Raw genomic sequence first — 13,982 nt, forward strand, 5'->3', positions numbered from 1 at the left:
GGTCAATGAGTATCGAACCCCGCAGCGGTCGCTCTATGTCTTTGAAAATCAGCCACACCTGCGCCGGCGCGCCGTCACGGAATGACCCCCGCCCATGAACAGCAAGGAGCTTGAAATGCGCCATGAAGGCAACGTGATTCCTCTGACTTCGGCCATCGACCGACGCACAGCGCTGCTCGCGCCAGGTCTGCCGCTGTTGTTGTTGAGGGTGCGCGACAAGGCTGCGGTGCAAGTGGGCAACGGCCTGCAGGCGCTGTTCGATGCGGCTGACGAAACCTTGCTGGAGCGCGCTGACAAGGCCGAGGGTGCTGAGCGCAAGCGTCGCCTGCAGGCCGTGCGCGAAGTGCGCTTCAAGCGCAAGCACATCGAGCTGGGCGTGCTCGACAGTTTCCACGAAGCCTTTTCGCGCATGGCTCAAGGGCCGGGCATCGGCTTGCTCGACGAGGCCTTGCTGCGCGCCCGCGACCTTGCGCAACCGGTGGTCGACCCGTTGCCGGAAACTGCTATGGTCGAGCGCGCCATGGCGCGTGATGGCATCGCCCTGGAGCAGCTCAACGCCCGCTTCGAAGCGCTGCTGGAGTTTTCCCTGGAAGTCAGCCAACGCAATCCGCTGAGCCCTGCCTGGCTGTGCCGCAGTGTGCTCGAGGTGGGTGCCGAGCACGCGATCGATCCGGCCAGTATCCAGGTGCTGCTGACACTGTTCGAGCAGCACGTGCTGCACCGGCTGGGCCAGTGTTACGGCGAAGCCAATCGCCTGCTGGTCGGTGCCGGCGTCCTGCCGACGCTACCCGCTGCTGCCGTCAGCCAGCCTGCGACCGAATCGCGACCACGGGCCATGCCGGCCTCGACCGTGGTCGACCCACGCTACGCCTCGCTGCGGGCTGTCGGTGAAGCCTTCTTCGCTGATCTGCAATCCTTGCTGGCGCCGTTGCGCGGCCAACTGACGCCGCGGCTGAGCGGGCCAGAGCATGCTTCAGCCGTGGCCCCGGAGGACCTGTCGCGCATGCTCTCGCATCTGCAACGGCACGCTTGCGCAGGCTCGCGCGAACTGGGTGAAGAATTGCAGGCGCTGATGCTGAAGATTTCCGCTCGCAGCGGTCAGCGCCTGTGCCTGAGCCATGATGACGAAGACGCCATCAATCTGCTCGGGCATCTGTTCGCCGCCATCGAATGCGACACCGATCTTCATCCGCGCATGCGCGCATTGCTGACTCGCTTGCAGTTGCCATTGCTCAAGGTGGCGCTGTTCGACAAGAGCCTGCTGACCCGCAGCAGTCACCCGGCTCGACGTCTTCTGGATGAGCTGGCGGCGGCCGCGATCGGTTGGCAGGCCGACGACGACGCTTCCGATGAACTGTACCTGCGCCTGGAAGGCGTGGTTCAGCGCCTGCTCGACGATTGCGCCGACAATGGCGCGGATATCCAGAGCCACCTCGAGGCATTTCTCACCCTGAGCCTTGAAGAGCGGCGGCGTAATGACCTGCTCGAACAGCGTGCCCGCGATGCCGAGCAAGGCCGCCTGCGCATGCTGCATGCCCGTCAGGCGGTGGAACATGCGCTCAATCTGCGCGTGCAAGGCCGCGCCGTGCCCAGGGTCGTGCTGGATATGCTCGCCGATGCGTGGAGCCAGGTGTTGCTGATGGCCTGGCTCAAACAGGGCGAGTCGTCGCCGGCCTGGCACAACGCGCTGCGCACCGTCGATGATCTGCTGGCCAGTGTGGTGCCCCATGCCCCTGCCAGAGGACGGCTGGTCAGGCAGGTGCCGGCATTGCTCAAGGCCTTGCGCGAAGGCTTGAACAGCGTTGCCCTCAACTCGTCGAGCCTGCGCGATTTCTTCGTTCAGCTCGAACGCCTGCATGTGCAGGCTTACCGTTCACCCGGACAACCCGCCGCCAGCCATGGCCCGCTGCGGCTGATCACCGTACGCCGCCCCATCCGCCTGGCCGAGCCGACCTCGCAGCCCGCTGCGCTGAGCTTGGCTGCGGACGATCCGGCGCTCAAAAGCCTGCATCGGCTGCGCATCGGCAGCTGGATCGAAGTGCGCCAGCGCGCCACGCCCATGCGCTGCCGGTTGCTGGCCCGCGTCGAAGGCAGTGACCGTTATGTCTTCGCCAATCAGGCGGGGGTGAAGGTGCGCGAGTGGCGTCGAGTGGAGCTGGTCGAGGCATTGCAACGGGGCGAAGTCCGCTTGCTGGAGGCCGGCCAAGTGTTCGAACGTGCCCTGCAACTGGCCTTGAAGCAACTGCGCGCAGGTCCCCTGCATTGAGTTGACGCGGCTGCCCGCATCGCCGGCAGCAGTGATTCCCAGGGTAGAAGCATAGCGGCATACTGGGCGCCCCATGGCGTCTTTCAGGATATGCCCCATGCAACTGGACCATGACAGCGGCTGGTTTTCCGGTGTCAGCCATTGCCCGTCACCCAACTGCAATGCTCGTCCCCCAGGCGAAGCGGTGTCTTTGCTGGTGATCCACAATATCAGCCTGCCGCCCGGCTGCTTCGGCACCGGCAAAGTCCAGCAGTTCTTCCAGAACCGCCTCGAACCCAGCGAGCATCCCTTCTTCCAGACCATCGGGCACCTGACCGTTTCGGCGCATCTGTTCATCGAGCGCGACGGCGGCGTGACGCAGTTCGTGTCGTTGCGCGAGCGCGCCTGGCATGCCGGGGTATCGCGCTTTGCCGAGCGCGAGGGGTGCAATGACTTTTCCATCGGCATCGAGCTGGAAGGCACCGATTCGCTGCCCTATAGCGATGCGCAGTATCAGGCGCTCTTGCAGCTGACGCGGCAGATCCAGGCCTGCTGGCCGGCCATCGATGCCTCGCGCATCTGCGGCCACAGCGACATTGCGCCCCAGCGCAAGACCGATCCAGGTCCGGCATTCGACTGGTCGCGCTATCGCGCCGGCCTGGCGCACGAGGAGGACAGAGCATGAGTTTTCTGGTGTTGGTGCTGGTGCTGTGGATCGAGAAGTTCTCGGCCTTGCGCCGGCGTGTGCAGCGCGATGGTTTCTTCGTCGGCGAGTTGCTGCGTGTCGAGCGCGGGCGCCAGCCTCGGCCGTGGCTGACGCTGGCGATCATGGTGCTGGCGCCAGTGCTGTTGCTGGCACTGCTGCTGCACGTGTTGCAGCCAGTCGCCTACGGACTGCTGGCCTTGCCGGTGCACCTGCTGGTGCTGCTGTACAGCCTGGGCCGTGGCGATGCCAAGGCCGCGCTGGGCCCGCTGCGTGATGCCTGGCGGCGCGGCGATGAGCAGGGCGCCCTGCATGTCGCCGAACGCGACCTTGACCTGCGCGCCGAGCAGCCTGGCGAGCTGTCGCGCCAGGTCCAGGGGCACCTGCTGTGGCAGGCCTACCAGAGCTTCTTCGCGGTGATCTTCTGGTACTTCCTGCTGGGCCCTGCTGCGGCGCTGGCCTATCGGTTGCTGGCGCTGACCCTGGAGCACAGCCGGCAGGCGAGCGTGCAGGCCCTGACCGGACGCCTGCGGCACTGGCTCGATTGGCTGCCAGTGCGGGCGCTGGGCATCAGTTTCGCCCTGGTCGGCAACTTCGTCGCGGTAGGCCGCGTGATGCTGCATGATCTGCTCAACGGCCAGCTGCGCGCCGAGCCTTGGGTGGTGCAGTTGGGCCGGGTCGCAGACGATATTCCCGAAGACGACGGTGCCGAGCAGGCCAACCAGCGCCTGGACAGCCTGTGGGATCTGCTGCTGCGCAGCGCGGTGTTGTGGTACGTGGTGTTCGCGCTGTTCACGGTATTTGCCTGACGCCTGTCAATCGGCCCAGCCAAACAGCGCTCGGGCGTTGGCGCTGCTGGCCTCGGCCAGGCGCTCGCGCCCGATGCCCATCACCTCGGCCAGCGCGGTGGCGATATCGGGCAAGTGCAGCGGGCTGTTGCGCTGCGCCGGGAACATCGCCGGGGCCATGTCCGGGGCGTCGGTTTCCAGCACGATGCTGTCCAGTGGCAGGCGCGGCAGGGTTCGCCGCAGGCGCAGCGCCTGCGGCCAGGTCGCGGCGCCGCCCAGGCCCAGTTTGAACCCCAGCTTGATGTACTCGCGTGCCTCTTCAAAGCTGCCGGCGAAGGCGTGCACGATACCGCCGCGCGGCAGCCGATGGCGCTTGAGCGTGGCGATCACCTCGGCATGGCTGCGGCGCACATGCAGCAGCGCGGGCAGCTCGAATTCCAGCGCCAGGTGCAGCTGGGCTTCGAACCAGTACTGCTGGCGCTGGCGATCCAGCTCGGGCAGGTAGAAGTCCAGGCCGAACTCACCGACCGCGCACAGCCGTGGGTCGCCCCGGTGGCGCTGCAACCAGTCGCGCAGTTGCTCGAGGTGCTGATCCTCATGCGCCTGCAGGTACACCGGATGCAGGCCCAGCGCCGCATGCAGCCCAGGGTGCGCACAGACGGTGTCCCATACCCGTTGCCAGTTGGCTTGTTCGACCCCCAGCACGATCACCCGCTCGACCCCCGCAGCCTTCGCTGCGTTCAACAGCGATTCGCGATCGCTGTCGAAGTCGGGAAAGTCGAGGTGGGTGTGGGTGTCGACCAGGCGCATGTTCAGGCGCTGCGGATACGTTGCTTGAAGGTTCGCGGCACCGCGTGCACGCCCGGCTCGTAGCGCTTTTGTTCGATGGCGGCCAAGGCCAGTTCCAGCGCAGCAGCGGCGATCAGGCCATGCTGCTGGGCCATGGCATTGACCGGCAGCGGCAGGAAGTCGAGCAACTGGTTGTCGCCGAAGGTGCCCAGTTGCACAGGGGGTGCGCTGCCGGCAGGGCATTGCAGGGCATCGAACACCCCCTGCAGCAGCACGTAGGAGGTGGTCACCAGGGCATCGGGCAGGCCGCCCAGTTCATCGATCAACTGGTTCATCAGGCGCTGACCACAGGCGCGGCTGAACGCTTCGCCCGCATAACGCCGCACCTCTCCACCAAACCCTTGCAAGGCGCTGTCGAAGCCGGCCGCACGGGCCTGGCTGACCGACAGTTCCGGGCGTGCGCCGATCAGCGCGATGCGCTGCGGGGCGCTGTCGAGCAGGCTGCGGGTCAGTTGCAGGCTGGCCTGGTGGTCATCGCTGACCACCGAGCAGAACTGCGCAGGGTCGAGGCTGCGGTCGATGCCGATCACCGGCAGGCCGTTGTCGAGCACCTCGCGGTAGCTGTGATCGTCCGGCGGCAGGCAACTGGCGACGAACAGCGCATCACAGCGGCGGGCGCGGAACAGCTGCTGCAACTGCCGCTCGCTGTCGGGCTGATCGTCACTGCTGGCGATCAGCAACTGGTAGCCACGAGCCCGTGCGCCGGCCTCCAGCTGTTTGGCGATACGCGCGTAGCTGGGGTTCTCCAGATCGGGGAGGATAAAGCCAAGGGTGCGCGTATGACGGCTGCGCAAACCGGCCGCTTGCGGGTTGGGCATGAAGCCATGGGCCTCGACCACCGCGCGCACCCGGTCCACCGTGGCGCTGCTGATGCGCTGCTGCTCGGCCTTGCCGTTGATCACATAGCTGGCAGTGGTCACCGACACTCCAGCCAGACGGGCGATATCGCTGAGTTTCACCAAATGTTCCTTATTTTGACCGGGCTGATCCGCAGCCGTACCCGCTAGTCTGACCCAAATGAGCAAGGCCTCGCAGGCGACCAACGTCGCAATTGTCCGACAGTCTGGGGCTTTTTCACGGCCAGATTATCGAGTAACGTGGCCGGCGTTTCAGATTAAACGTTTCAGCCGGGGATTACTGCCAGGTTTTGGCCCTGCTCAAACGCGAAGGTGCGATGCCTGGTCCACGCTGCCACTGGCGCGCTGCCAGCGCTGCACCATCATCCATACTCATGCGTCCACAACAATACCTCGGCCCCGGCGCGGGGCTGCAAAAGGAGAAGGTCATGCTCGAGCTCGTCAAAGAGCAGATAGCGATGGGCCAGGTAGCGGCTGACAAATCCCAGGCCCTGAGCCTGCTGGCCGAACGCCTGCAGGCTGATGGGCTGGTCGCCGAAGGTTATCTGCAAGGTCTGCAGGCCCGCGAAGCGCAGGGCTCAACCTTCCTCGGGCAAGGCATCGCCATTCCCCACGGCACACCGCAGACCCGCGACCTGGTGTTCAGCACCGGCGTGCGCCTGTTGCAGTTCCCGGATGGCGTCGACTGGGGCGACGGCCAGATCGTCTACCTGGCCATCGGCATCGCCGCGCGTTCCGACGAGCACCTGCGTCTGCTGCAACTGCTGACCCGCGCCCTGGGCGAGACCGACCTGGCCGAGGCCCTGCGCCGCGCCAGTTCCCCCGAGGCGCTGCTCAAGCTGTTGCAAGGCGCCCCGCGCGAGCTGGCGCTGGATGCGCAACTGGTCAGCCTCAACCTGCCCGCCGACGACTTCGACGAACTGTGCTGGCGCGGTGCGCGCCTGTTGCGCCGTGCCGGCTGCGCCGAAGCGGGCTTTACCGCCGCACTGCAACAGGCGCAACCGCTGCCGCTGGGCGATGGCCTGTGGTGGCTGCACAGCGAGCGCCATGTCCTGCAACCGGGGCTGGCGTTCATCACGCCACAACAGCCGCTGCAGTACCGTGATCAGCCGTTGCGTGGACTGTTCTGCCTGGCCAGCCTCGGCGCCGCGCACCAGGCCCTGCTGGAACGGCTCTGCGAAGTGCTCATCGAAGGCCGCGGGCAGACCCTTTACCAGGCCACCAGCAGCCGCACCGTGCTGGAGGTGCTCGGTGGTGAAGTCACCCCAGACTGGCCCAGCGCCCGCATCGTCCTGGCCAACGCCCACGGCCTGCATGCGCGTCCGGCCAAGGTGCTGGCGCAGCTGGCGAAACGCTTCGACGGCGAGATTCGCCTGCGCGTGGTCGACAGTGGTGAGGCCGCCGTTTCGGTGAAGAGCCTGAGCAAGCTGCTCAGCCTCGGTGCTCGGCGCGGCCAGACCCTGGAGCTGCTGGCCGAGCCGCAGATCGCTGGCGACGCCTTGCCGGCGCTGCTACAGGCCATCGAGGAAGGTCTGGGCGAGGAGGTCGAACCGGTGCAGGCGGCGCAGGTCGATACCGCAGTTACGCCCGTTGCGCCTGTGGACGAGGTGACGGCGCCGGCGGCCGGCAGCGTGATTCAGGGCGTGTCGGCTTCACCGGGCATCGCCACTGGGCCGGCGCACGTCAAGGTCGAGCGCACCATCGACTACCCGCTGCGTGGCACCTCCCCGAGCGAGGAACGACTGCACCTCGAGCAGGCCCTGACGGCGGTGGATAACGAGCTGCAAGGGCTGATCGCCCGCAGCGACAAGGCCATCGGCGACATCTTCATCACCCACCAGGAGATGCTGGCCGACCCGGCGCTGGTCGAGGACGTGCAGCAGCGCCTGGCCGAGGGTGAAAGCGCGCCCGCGGCGTGGATGGCGGTGATCGACAGCGCCGCCCGGCAACAGGAAGCGCTCAACGACACCTTGCTCGCCGAGCGCGCCGCCGACCTGCGCGACATCGGTCGGCGCGTGTTGCAGCAGCTGTGCGGCGTGCAGCAGGCCGGCGAGCCTGAGCAGCCGTACGTGCTGGTGATGGCCGAAGTCGGCCCGTCCGATGTCGCACGTCTCGATCCTGCGCGGGTCGCTGGTATCGTCACCGCCTACGGCGGCGCCACCGCGCACAGCGCCATCGTTGCCCGCGCGCTGGGCATTCCGGCGGTGGTCGGCGCGGGCGCGCAGATCCTCGCTCTGCAATCGAGTACTGCGTTGCTGCTCGACGGTCAGCGCGGCCGCGTCAGCATCGCACCATCTGCTGGCGACGTGGAGCAGGCCCTGGCCGAGCGCGATCGTCGCGAGCAGCGCCTGCAAGCCGCCTGGGTTGAGCGTCATCAGCCTGCGGTGACCCGCGACGGCCATGCCCTGGAGGTATTCGCCAACGTTGGCGAGACCGCTGGTATCGACAAAGTGGTCGAGCAGGGCGCCGAAGGCATTGGCCTGCTGCGCACCGAGCTGATCTTCATGGGTCATTCCCAGGCGCCGGATGCAGCCACCCAAGAGGCCGACTACCGGCGTGTGCTCGACGGGCTTGGCGGTCGCCCGCTGGTGGTGCGCACCCTCGATGTGGGCGGTGACAAGCCGCTGCCGTACTGGCCCATCGCTGCCGAAGAAAACCCTTTCCTCGGTGTGCGCGGCGTGCGCCTGACCTTGCAGCGCCCGCAGATCATGGAAGAGCAGCTGCGCGCCCTGCTGCGCGCTGCCGACAACCGCCCGCTGCGCATCATGTTCCCGATGGTCGGGCAGATGCACGAATGGCGCGAAGCCAAGGCCATGGTCGAGCGTCTGCGCCTGGAGATTCCAGTGGCCGACCTGCAGGTCGGGATCATGGTCGAGGTGCCGTCCGCCGCGTTGCTGGCACCGCAGTTGGCACGTGAAGTGGACTTTTTCAGCATCGGCACCAACGACCTGACCCAGTACACCCTGGCCATCGACCGCGGCCATCCGAGCCTGTCGGCCCAGGCCGACGGCCTGCACCCGGCGGTGCTGCAACTGATCGACATGACCGTGCGCGCTGCCCATGCCCATGGCAAGTGGGTCGGGGTCTGCGGTGAACTGGCCGCCGATGCCCAGGCGGTGGCGATTCTGCTGGGTCTGGAGGTGGATGAGCTGAGCGTGGCTGCGCGCAGCATCGCCGAGGTCAAGGCGCTGATCCGCGAAACCGATTTCCAAGCCGCCCGCGCCCTCGCGCAGGCCGCCTTGCAACAAGACAGCGCCGCCTCGGTGCGCGCGCTGGTGGAGCACAACTGATGGCCAAGATCCTGACCCTGACCCTCAACCCGGCGCTGGACCTCACCGTCAGCCTCGACACCCTGCGCCCAGGCCAGGTCAACCGCAGCCACGCGCAGCACAGCCATGCCGCCGGCAAGGGCCTGAATGTCGCGCAGGTGCTGGCCGACCTAGGCCATGCCATCAGCGTGGCGGGCTTTCTCGGCCGCGATAACCTGCAACCCTTCGAGGCACTGATCGAGTGGCGCGGCTTTGCCGACCATTTCGTGCGCGTGCCGGGCGAGACCCGCAGCAACCTCAAGCTGGTGGAAGCCGATGGCCGAGTCACCGACATCAACGGCCAAGGCCCGGTGGTCGACGTCGCCGCGCAGAGCGCGCTGCTGAGGCGCCTCGAGCAGTTGGTGCCCGAGTTCGATGCCGTGGTGGTCGCCGGCAGCTTGCCGCGAGGCATTACCCTCGCGTGGTTCGAGCAGTTGCTGCAACAACTGCGCAGGCAGGGCGCGAAGGTGGTGCTCGATACCAGTGGCGAAGCACTGCGCGTCGGGCTTGCCTGCGCGCCCTGGCTGGTCAAACCCAACCTGGAGGAGCTCGCCGAGGCGCTGGGTCATCCCGTGCCGGATGCAGCGGCTCGTCAGGCACTGGTGCAGCAACTGCTGGATGCGGGTGTCGAGCACCTGGTGTTGTCCAACGGCGGCGAGGGCCTGAGCTGGTATTCCCACGGCGCGACCCTGCATGCGCAGCCGCCCGCCGTGCAGGTGGCGAGCACCGTCGGCGCCGGCGATTCGCTGGTGGCCGGCATGCTGCATGGTCTGTTGCAGGACGAGCCGGCCGCGCAGACCTTGCGCCGCGCCACGGCCATTGCCGCGCAGGCAGTGACCCAGGTCGGCTTCGGCATCCGTGACCGCGAACAACTGGCGCGTCTGCAAGCGGCCGTGCACATTACCGAACACTCCGAGGCCAGCCGATGAACATCGCCATCGTCACTGCCTGCCCCAATGGGCAGGTCTCAAGCGTACTCAGCGCACGCCTGCTGACTGCCGAAGCGCACCGTCGTGGCTGGAGCGTCAGCGTCGAAGTCGCCGACCCCGAGCACCCCGAGCAGCGTCTGAGCGAAGCGCAGATCGCTGCCGCCGACTGGATACTGGTGATCGCCACCGGCCCACTGGATGTGCAGCGCTTCATCGGCAAGCGCGTGTACCAGAGCACGCCGGCCCAAGCCCTGGCCGACCGCGAGCGGTTTCTCGACGAAGCGGCCGCCAACGCTCAGGTGCTGGATGCCAGCGCCGTGGCCAGTGCGTCTGCCGACGTCGCGCCGGCTACCGCTGCGCCGAAGCTGGTCGCGGTCACCGCCTGCCCAACCGGCGTGGCCCACACGTTCATGGCCGCCGAAGCCCTGCAGCAGGCCGCTGCCTTCAAAGGCTACCAACTGACCGTGGAAACCCAGGGCTCGGTGGGGGCGCGCAATCCGCTGCCGGCCGAGGCCATCGCTGAAGCCGACGTGGTGCTGCTGGCGGCCGACATCGAAGTACCGACCGCACGCTTCGCTGGCAAGCGCATCTACCGCTGTGGCACCGGCATCGCCCTCAAGCAGGCCGCGGCGACCCTGGACAAGGCCCTGGCCGAGGGCAAGCAGGAAAGCGCTGGCGCGACCAGCGCCGAGCCGGCCAAGGCCGAGAACACCGGGGTGTACAAGCACTTGCTCACCGGTGTCTCGTTCATGCTGCCGATGGTGGTGGCCGGCGGCTTGTTGATCGCGCTGTCGTTCGTCTTCGGCATCAATGCCCACAAGGAGCCGGGCACCCTGCCGGCGGCGCTGATGATGATCGGCGGTGATGCCGCGTTCAAACTGATGGTGCCGCTGCTGGCCGGGTACATCGCCTGGTCGATTGCCGACCGGCCGGGTCTGGCCCCCGGAATGATCGGCGGGCTGCTCGCCAGTACCCTGGGCGCCGGCTTCATTGGCGGGATCGTCGCGGGCTTTCTTGCCGGCTATAGCGCCAAGGCGATTGCCCAATGGGTACGCCTGCCCACCAGCCTCGAAGCGCTCAAGCCGATTCTGATCATTCCATTGCTGGCCAGCCTGTTCACCGGCCTGGTGATGATCTACGTGGTCGGGCAACCGGTGGCGGCCATGCTCGAAGGGCTGACACAGTTCCTCGACAGCATGGGCACCACCAATGCCATTCTGCTCGGCGTGCTGCTCGGCGGCATGATGTGCGTCGACCTCGGCGGGCCGATCAACAAGGCAGCCTATGCGTTTTCGGTCGGTCTGCTGGCGTCGTCCAGCTACGCGCCGATGGCCGCCACCATGGCGGCGGGCATGGTGCCGCCGATCGGCCTGGGCATCGCCAGCTTCATCGCCCGGCGCAAGTTCGCCCAGAGCGAGCGCGAAGCCGGCAAGGCGGCCTTCGTGCTGGGCCTGTGCTTCATCTCCGAAGGCGCCATTCCCTTCGCCGCCAAGGACCCGCTGCGGGTGATTCCGGCGAGCATCGCCGGTGGCGCGCTGACCGGCGCGCTGTCGATGTACTTCGGCTGCAAGTTGATGGCGCCGCATGGTGGGCTGTTCGTCATGCTCATTCCCAACGCCATCAACCACGCCTTGCTGTATTTGCTGGCGATCGTCGCCGGTAGCCTGGTGACGGCGCTGATCTATGCGTTGATCAAGAAAGGCGAGCCGGTAGAAATGGTCGTGGCACCAGCCAAGGGCTGAGTCAGCGTCAGCCGCGCTGGCCCCGCAATGGGGTCAGCAGCTCCATCAGGCCGTTGTGGTCGATCTCGTGCATCAACGCCAGCAACCCGCCCAACTCCCCGGGCGGGAAGCCCTTGCGGGCAAACCAGGCCAGGTAGTCGCCGGGCAGGTCGGCGATCAGCCGGCCCTGGTACTTGCCGAACGGCATGGTTCGGGTCACCAGCAATTGCAGGGTTTCAGGTTTCATCGCTGGCACTCTGAATGGGCAAGCGCGGACCATACTGCAAACTGCACGACCGCCCAACACCGATCATGCATAACGCGACGCATGGCGTTGCGCCACATTATTGTAAGTATCTGATATTCAAGGATTTTATGGAGGTATAAAAGCTGGCACGAAGGCTGCTCTATTCCTGAGACTAAACCAGTGCCAAGGAGTTTGAGCCATGAGCAATCCGAACAAAGATGTAATCGACGTTCTCAACGACCTGATCGAATACAGCAAGGACGGTGAGAAGGGTTTCAAAGAATCGGCAGATGATGTCAAGCACCCGGATCTCAAACGGTTTTTCGCTGAGCGGGCCGCGGCGTGCGCCACTGCTGTGCACGAGCTACAGGCTGAGGTTCGCCACCTGGGCGGTGAACCGAAAGACTCTACAAGCATTTCCGGCGACCTCCACCGCGGCTGGGTTAACTTCAAGTCGATAGTGACCGGCAAGGACGAAGAGGCGGTGCTGAACGAAGTCGAGCGCGGCGAAGACCATGCACTCAAGGCTTACAAGGATGCTCGCGAGAAGCTGGTCAAGCTCGGCGCCAACACCAACCATGCCGCGCCATTGGGTACTACCGGCCATGCAGCGCCACTGGGCACCACCACCACTGCGCCAGCCGACGCGATCACCGGTTCTGTAGCCGACAACGCGACCAGGGCCTTCATCTTGGTCCAGGAGCAGCTCGATGGCGTGCAGCGCAATCACGACCAGGTCAAAGCCCTGCGTGACCAGGCGCGCGCGCGCTCCTAAGCCAGCGCACCCTCTACCCGGTTACGGCCTGCGGCCTTAGCCCGGTAGAGCGCTTCATCCGCCAAGCCCAGCAAGGTCGTCAGATCGTGCTGGGTTTGTGCTGTGTGTACGGCAATGCCGATGCTCACCGTCACCGGCGCGCTGTCGCCGCCGAACGGCGGTAGCGCCGCCACTGCCTTGCGAATCCGCTCAGCCAGCCAATAGGCACCGGCCAGGTCAGTTTCCGGCAGCACCACCTGAAACTCCTCACCGCCGTAACGCGCGGCCAGATCGGCAGGCCGCCTGATGCAGCGCTGCAGGGTCAGCGCCACCTCGCGCAGCGCATGGTCGCCGCCGGCATGGCCATGACGCTGGTTGAAGGCCTTGAAGTCATCGACATCGATCATCAGCACCGCCAGCGGCTGCGCATTGCGCTGGGCGCGCGCCCATTCCTGCCGTAACACCTGATCCAGACGCCGGCGGTTGGCCAGGCCGGTCAGGCCGTCGGTGGCTGCCAGCGCTTCGAGGTTCTGTTCGGCCACTTGGCGCCGGCGCAGTTCGCGGCCCAGCAGCAGGCTCAGCCAGAGGATCGCCAGGCACAACACGCCTGTGGCACCCCCGACCAGCATCGCGGTGCGCCGCCAGGGCGCGAACACTTCATCCACGGAATGCACCACCAGCACGATCAGCGGCAGGTCGGCGACCTTGGCGAAGGTGTACATGCGCCGCTCGCCGTTACGTTCTGCCGAAGGGGCGATGAAACTACCCTTATGCTCACTGATGATGCGCTGGAAGTTGGGCCGCGCGCCGTAGTTGCTGCCCACTTGCGGGTCGCCCGCGCGCACGGGTTGGCGCGCAAGCAACTGGCCATCGAGGTTGAACAGGTTGACGCTGCTGTCTTCGCCCACGTCCAGGCGCTTGAACAGCTCGTCGAAGTACGACAGGCGCAGCGCCCCGGCAGCGATGCCGAGAAACTCGCCATGTTCGCCGGAAATGCGCCGGGTGAAACTGATGCACCAGTCCAGATCGCCCAGGCGCGCCTTGAACGGCGGACTGATCAACAGCCCGAGCCCCGGCTGGCTACGGTGCGTCTGGAACGGCGCGGTGTCGGCAAAATTGGCCTGGCGCGGCGTGCTGCTGGTGGAATCGCCGCGCACGTCGCCGTTGCTATCGAGCCAGAGGATGTCGCCGCGCACCGGCGTGGTAAAGGCTTGGCTGAACAAGATTTGCTGGCGCAATTGCGGTGGCAGGCGCAGCAGTTCTGGGTGCTTGACGCCCCAGATCACACCGCGCAGCGATTGATCGTACAGCTCGACGTTGCGCAGGATGTCGCTCTCGATGAGCTGCACGATGTTGTTCGATGCGCGGATCGCCGCCTGCTCGATGCCATCGCGCTCGCGCGCCAGCAGATAGCCGACGATGCTGACGATGGCCAGCACTGCAAGACAACTGCCCAGGCTCAGCGACAATTCCGGACGAGACTTGAACACGGCGAACAAAGCGCTAGGCGAGGGCAACGGCAGGCTCACGGTTCTATAACCCTGCAAAGCGTGCGGGGTTGCGGTGAAGGAAGGCGCCATT

The 13,982-nt window shown here is 66.3% G+C and carries 10 protein-coding genes and 2 pseudogenes; 8 read left to right on the top strand and 4 right to left on the bottom strand.

Annotated features, from left to right (window positions below; genetic code table 11):
• Nucleotides 1-94: 94 nt before the first annotated feature.
• The 3 genes from LK03_RS09470 to ampE all read left to right on the top strand — a co-directional run bounded on the left by LK03_RS09470 (nucleotide 95) and on the right by ampE (nucleotide 3,757).
• Complete coding sequence (locus LK03_RS09470; RefSeq protein WP_346423492.1) at nucleotides 95-2,266, top strand: DUF1631 family protein; 2,172 nt, start codon at nucleotides 95-97, stop codon at nucleotides 2,264-2,266.
• A 97-nt stretch (nucleotides 2,267-2,363) separates the two neighbouring features.
• Nucleotides 2,364-2,930 (top strand): 1,6-anhydro-N-acetylmuramyl-L-alanine amidase AmpD, encoded by a 567-nt coding sequence (gene ampD, locus LK03_RS09475; protein WP_038412094.1) that lies wholly within the window; start codon nucleotides 2,364-2,366, stop codon nucleotides 2,928-2,930.
• Nucleotides 2,927-3,757 (top strand): regulatory signaling modulator protein AmpE, encoded by an 831-nt coding sequence (gene ampE, locus LK03_RS09480; protein WP_038412095.1) that lies wholly within the window; start codon nucleotides 2,927-2,929, stop codon nucleotides 3,755-3,757. The genes ampD and ampE overlap by 4 nt, the downstream gene beginning before the upstream one ends.
• A 6-nt stretch (nucleotides 3,758-3,763) precedes the next feature.
• Here the strand turns inward: ampE and LK03_RS09485 are convergent, their stop codons facing one another.
• Both LK03_RS09485 and cra read right to left on the bottom strand, forming a co-directional pair.
• Nucleotides 3,764-4,546, bottom strand: coding sequence for a TatD family hydrolase (locus LK03_RS09485; protein ID WP_038412096.1), 783 nt, complete (start codon nucleotides 4,544-4,546; stop codon nucleotides 3,764-3,766).
• A 2-nt stretch (nucleotides 4,547-4,548) separates the two neighbouring features.
• On the bottom strand, nucleotides 4,549-5,544 hold the full coding sequence (cra, locus tag LK03_RS09490; RefSeq protein ID WP_038412097.1) for a catabolite repressor/activator: 996 nt from the start codon (nucleotides 5,542-5,544) through the stop codon (nucleotides 4,549-4,551).
• A 326-nt stretch (nucleotides 5,545-5,870) separates the two neighbouring features.
• Here cra and ptsP point away from each other — a divergent pair, with 326 nt between their 5' ends.
• The 3 genes from ptsP to LK03_RS09505 are packed head-to-tail and all read left to right on the top strand — an operon-like array spanning nucleotide 5,871 to nucleotide 11,421.
• Nucleotides 5,871-8,732, top strand: a complete 2,862-nt coding sequence (gene ptsP / locus LK03_RS09495) for a phosphoenolpyruvate--protein phosphotransferase (protein WP_038412098.1) — start codon at nucleotides 5,871-5,873, stop codon at nucleotides 8,730-8,732.
• Nucleotides 8,732-9,679: a 1-phosphofructokinase gene (gene pfkB, locus LK03_RS09500; protein ID WP_038412099.1), complete on the top strand. Its 948-nt coding sequence runs from the start codon at nucleotides 8,732-8,734 to the stop codon at nucleotides 9,677-9,679. Before ptsP ends, pfkB begins: the two co-directional genes overlap by 1 nt.
• Nucleotides 9,676-11,421, top strand: coding sequence for a fructose-specific PTS transporter subunit EIIC (locus LK03_RS09505; protein WP_038412100.1), 1,746 nt, complete (start codon nucleotides 9,676-9,678; stop codon nucleotides 11,419-11,421). The genes pfkB and LK03_RS09505 overlap by 4 nt, the downstream gene beginning before the upstream one ends.
• Nucleotides 11,422-11,428: 7 nt before the next feature.
• Here LK03_RS09505 and LK03_RS09510 read toward each other — a convergent pair whose 3' ends face one another.
• Nucleotides 11,429-11,647 (bottom strand): DUF3820 family protein, encoded by a 219-nt coding sequence (locus tag LK03_RS09510; RefSeq protein WP_038412101.1) that lies wholly within the window; start codon nucleotides 11,645-11,647, stop codon nucleotides 11,429-11,431.
• 199 nt (nucleotides 11,648-11,846) lie between these two features.
• Between LK03_RS09510 and LK03_RS22720 the strand changes: the two are divergent.
• Both LK03_RS22720 and LK03_RS22725 read left to right on the top strand, forming a co-directional pair.
• A pseudogene (locus LK03_RS22720) lies at nucleotides 11,847-12,206 on the top strand (ferritin-like domain-containing protein); the annotation flags it as partial.
• A 132-nt stretch (nucleotides 12,207-12,338) separates the two neighbouring features.
• Nucleotides 12,339-12,422, top strand: a pseudogene (locus LK03_RS22725) (aldehyde dehydrogenase); the annotation flags it as partial.
• Here the strand turns inward: LK03_RS22725 and LK03_RS09520 are convergent.
• The gene (locus LK03_RS09520; protein WP_038414666.1) at nucleotides 12,419-13,918 is read right to left on the bottom strand and encodes a GGDEF domain-containing protein; all 1,500 of its coding nucleotides are present in this window, start codon (nucleotides 13,916-13,918) and stop codon (nucleotides 12,419-12,421) included. The pseudogene LK03_RS22725 and the gene LK03_RS09520 overlap by 4 nt on opposite strands.
• Nucleotides 13,919-13,982 lie beyond the last annotated feature (64 nt).

The sequence above is a fragment of the Pseudomonas cremoricolorata genome, assembly GCF_000759535.1.
In the GTDB taxonomy this organism is placed as follows: Bacteria; Pseudomonadota; Gammaproteobacteria; order Pseudomonadales; family Pseudomonadaceae; genus Aquipseudomonas; species Aquipseudomonas cremoricolorata_A.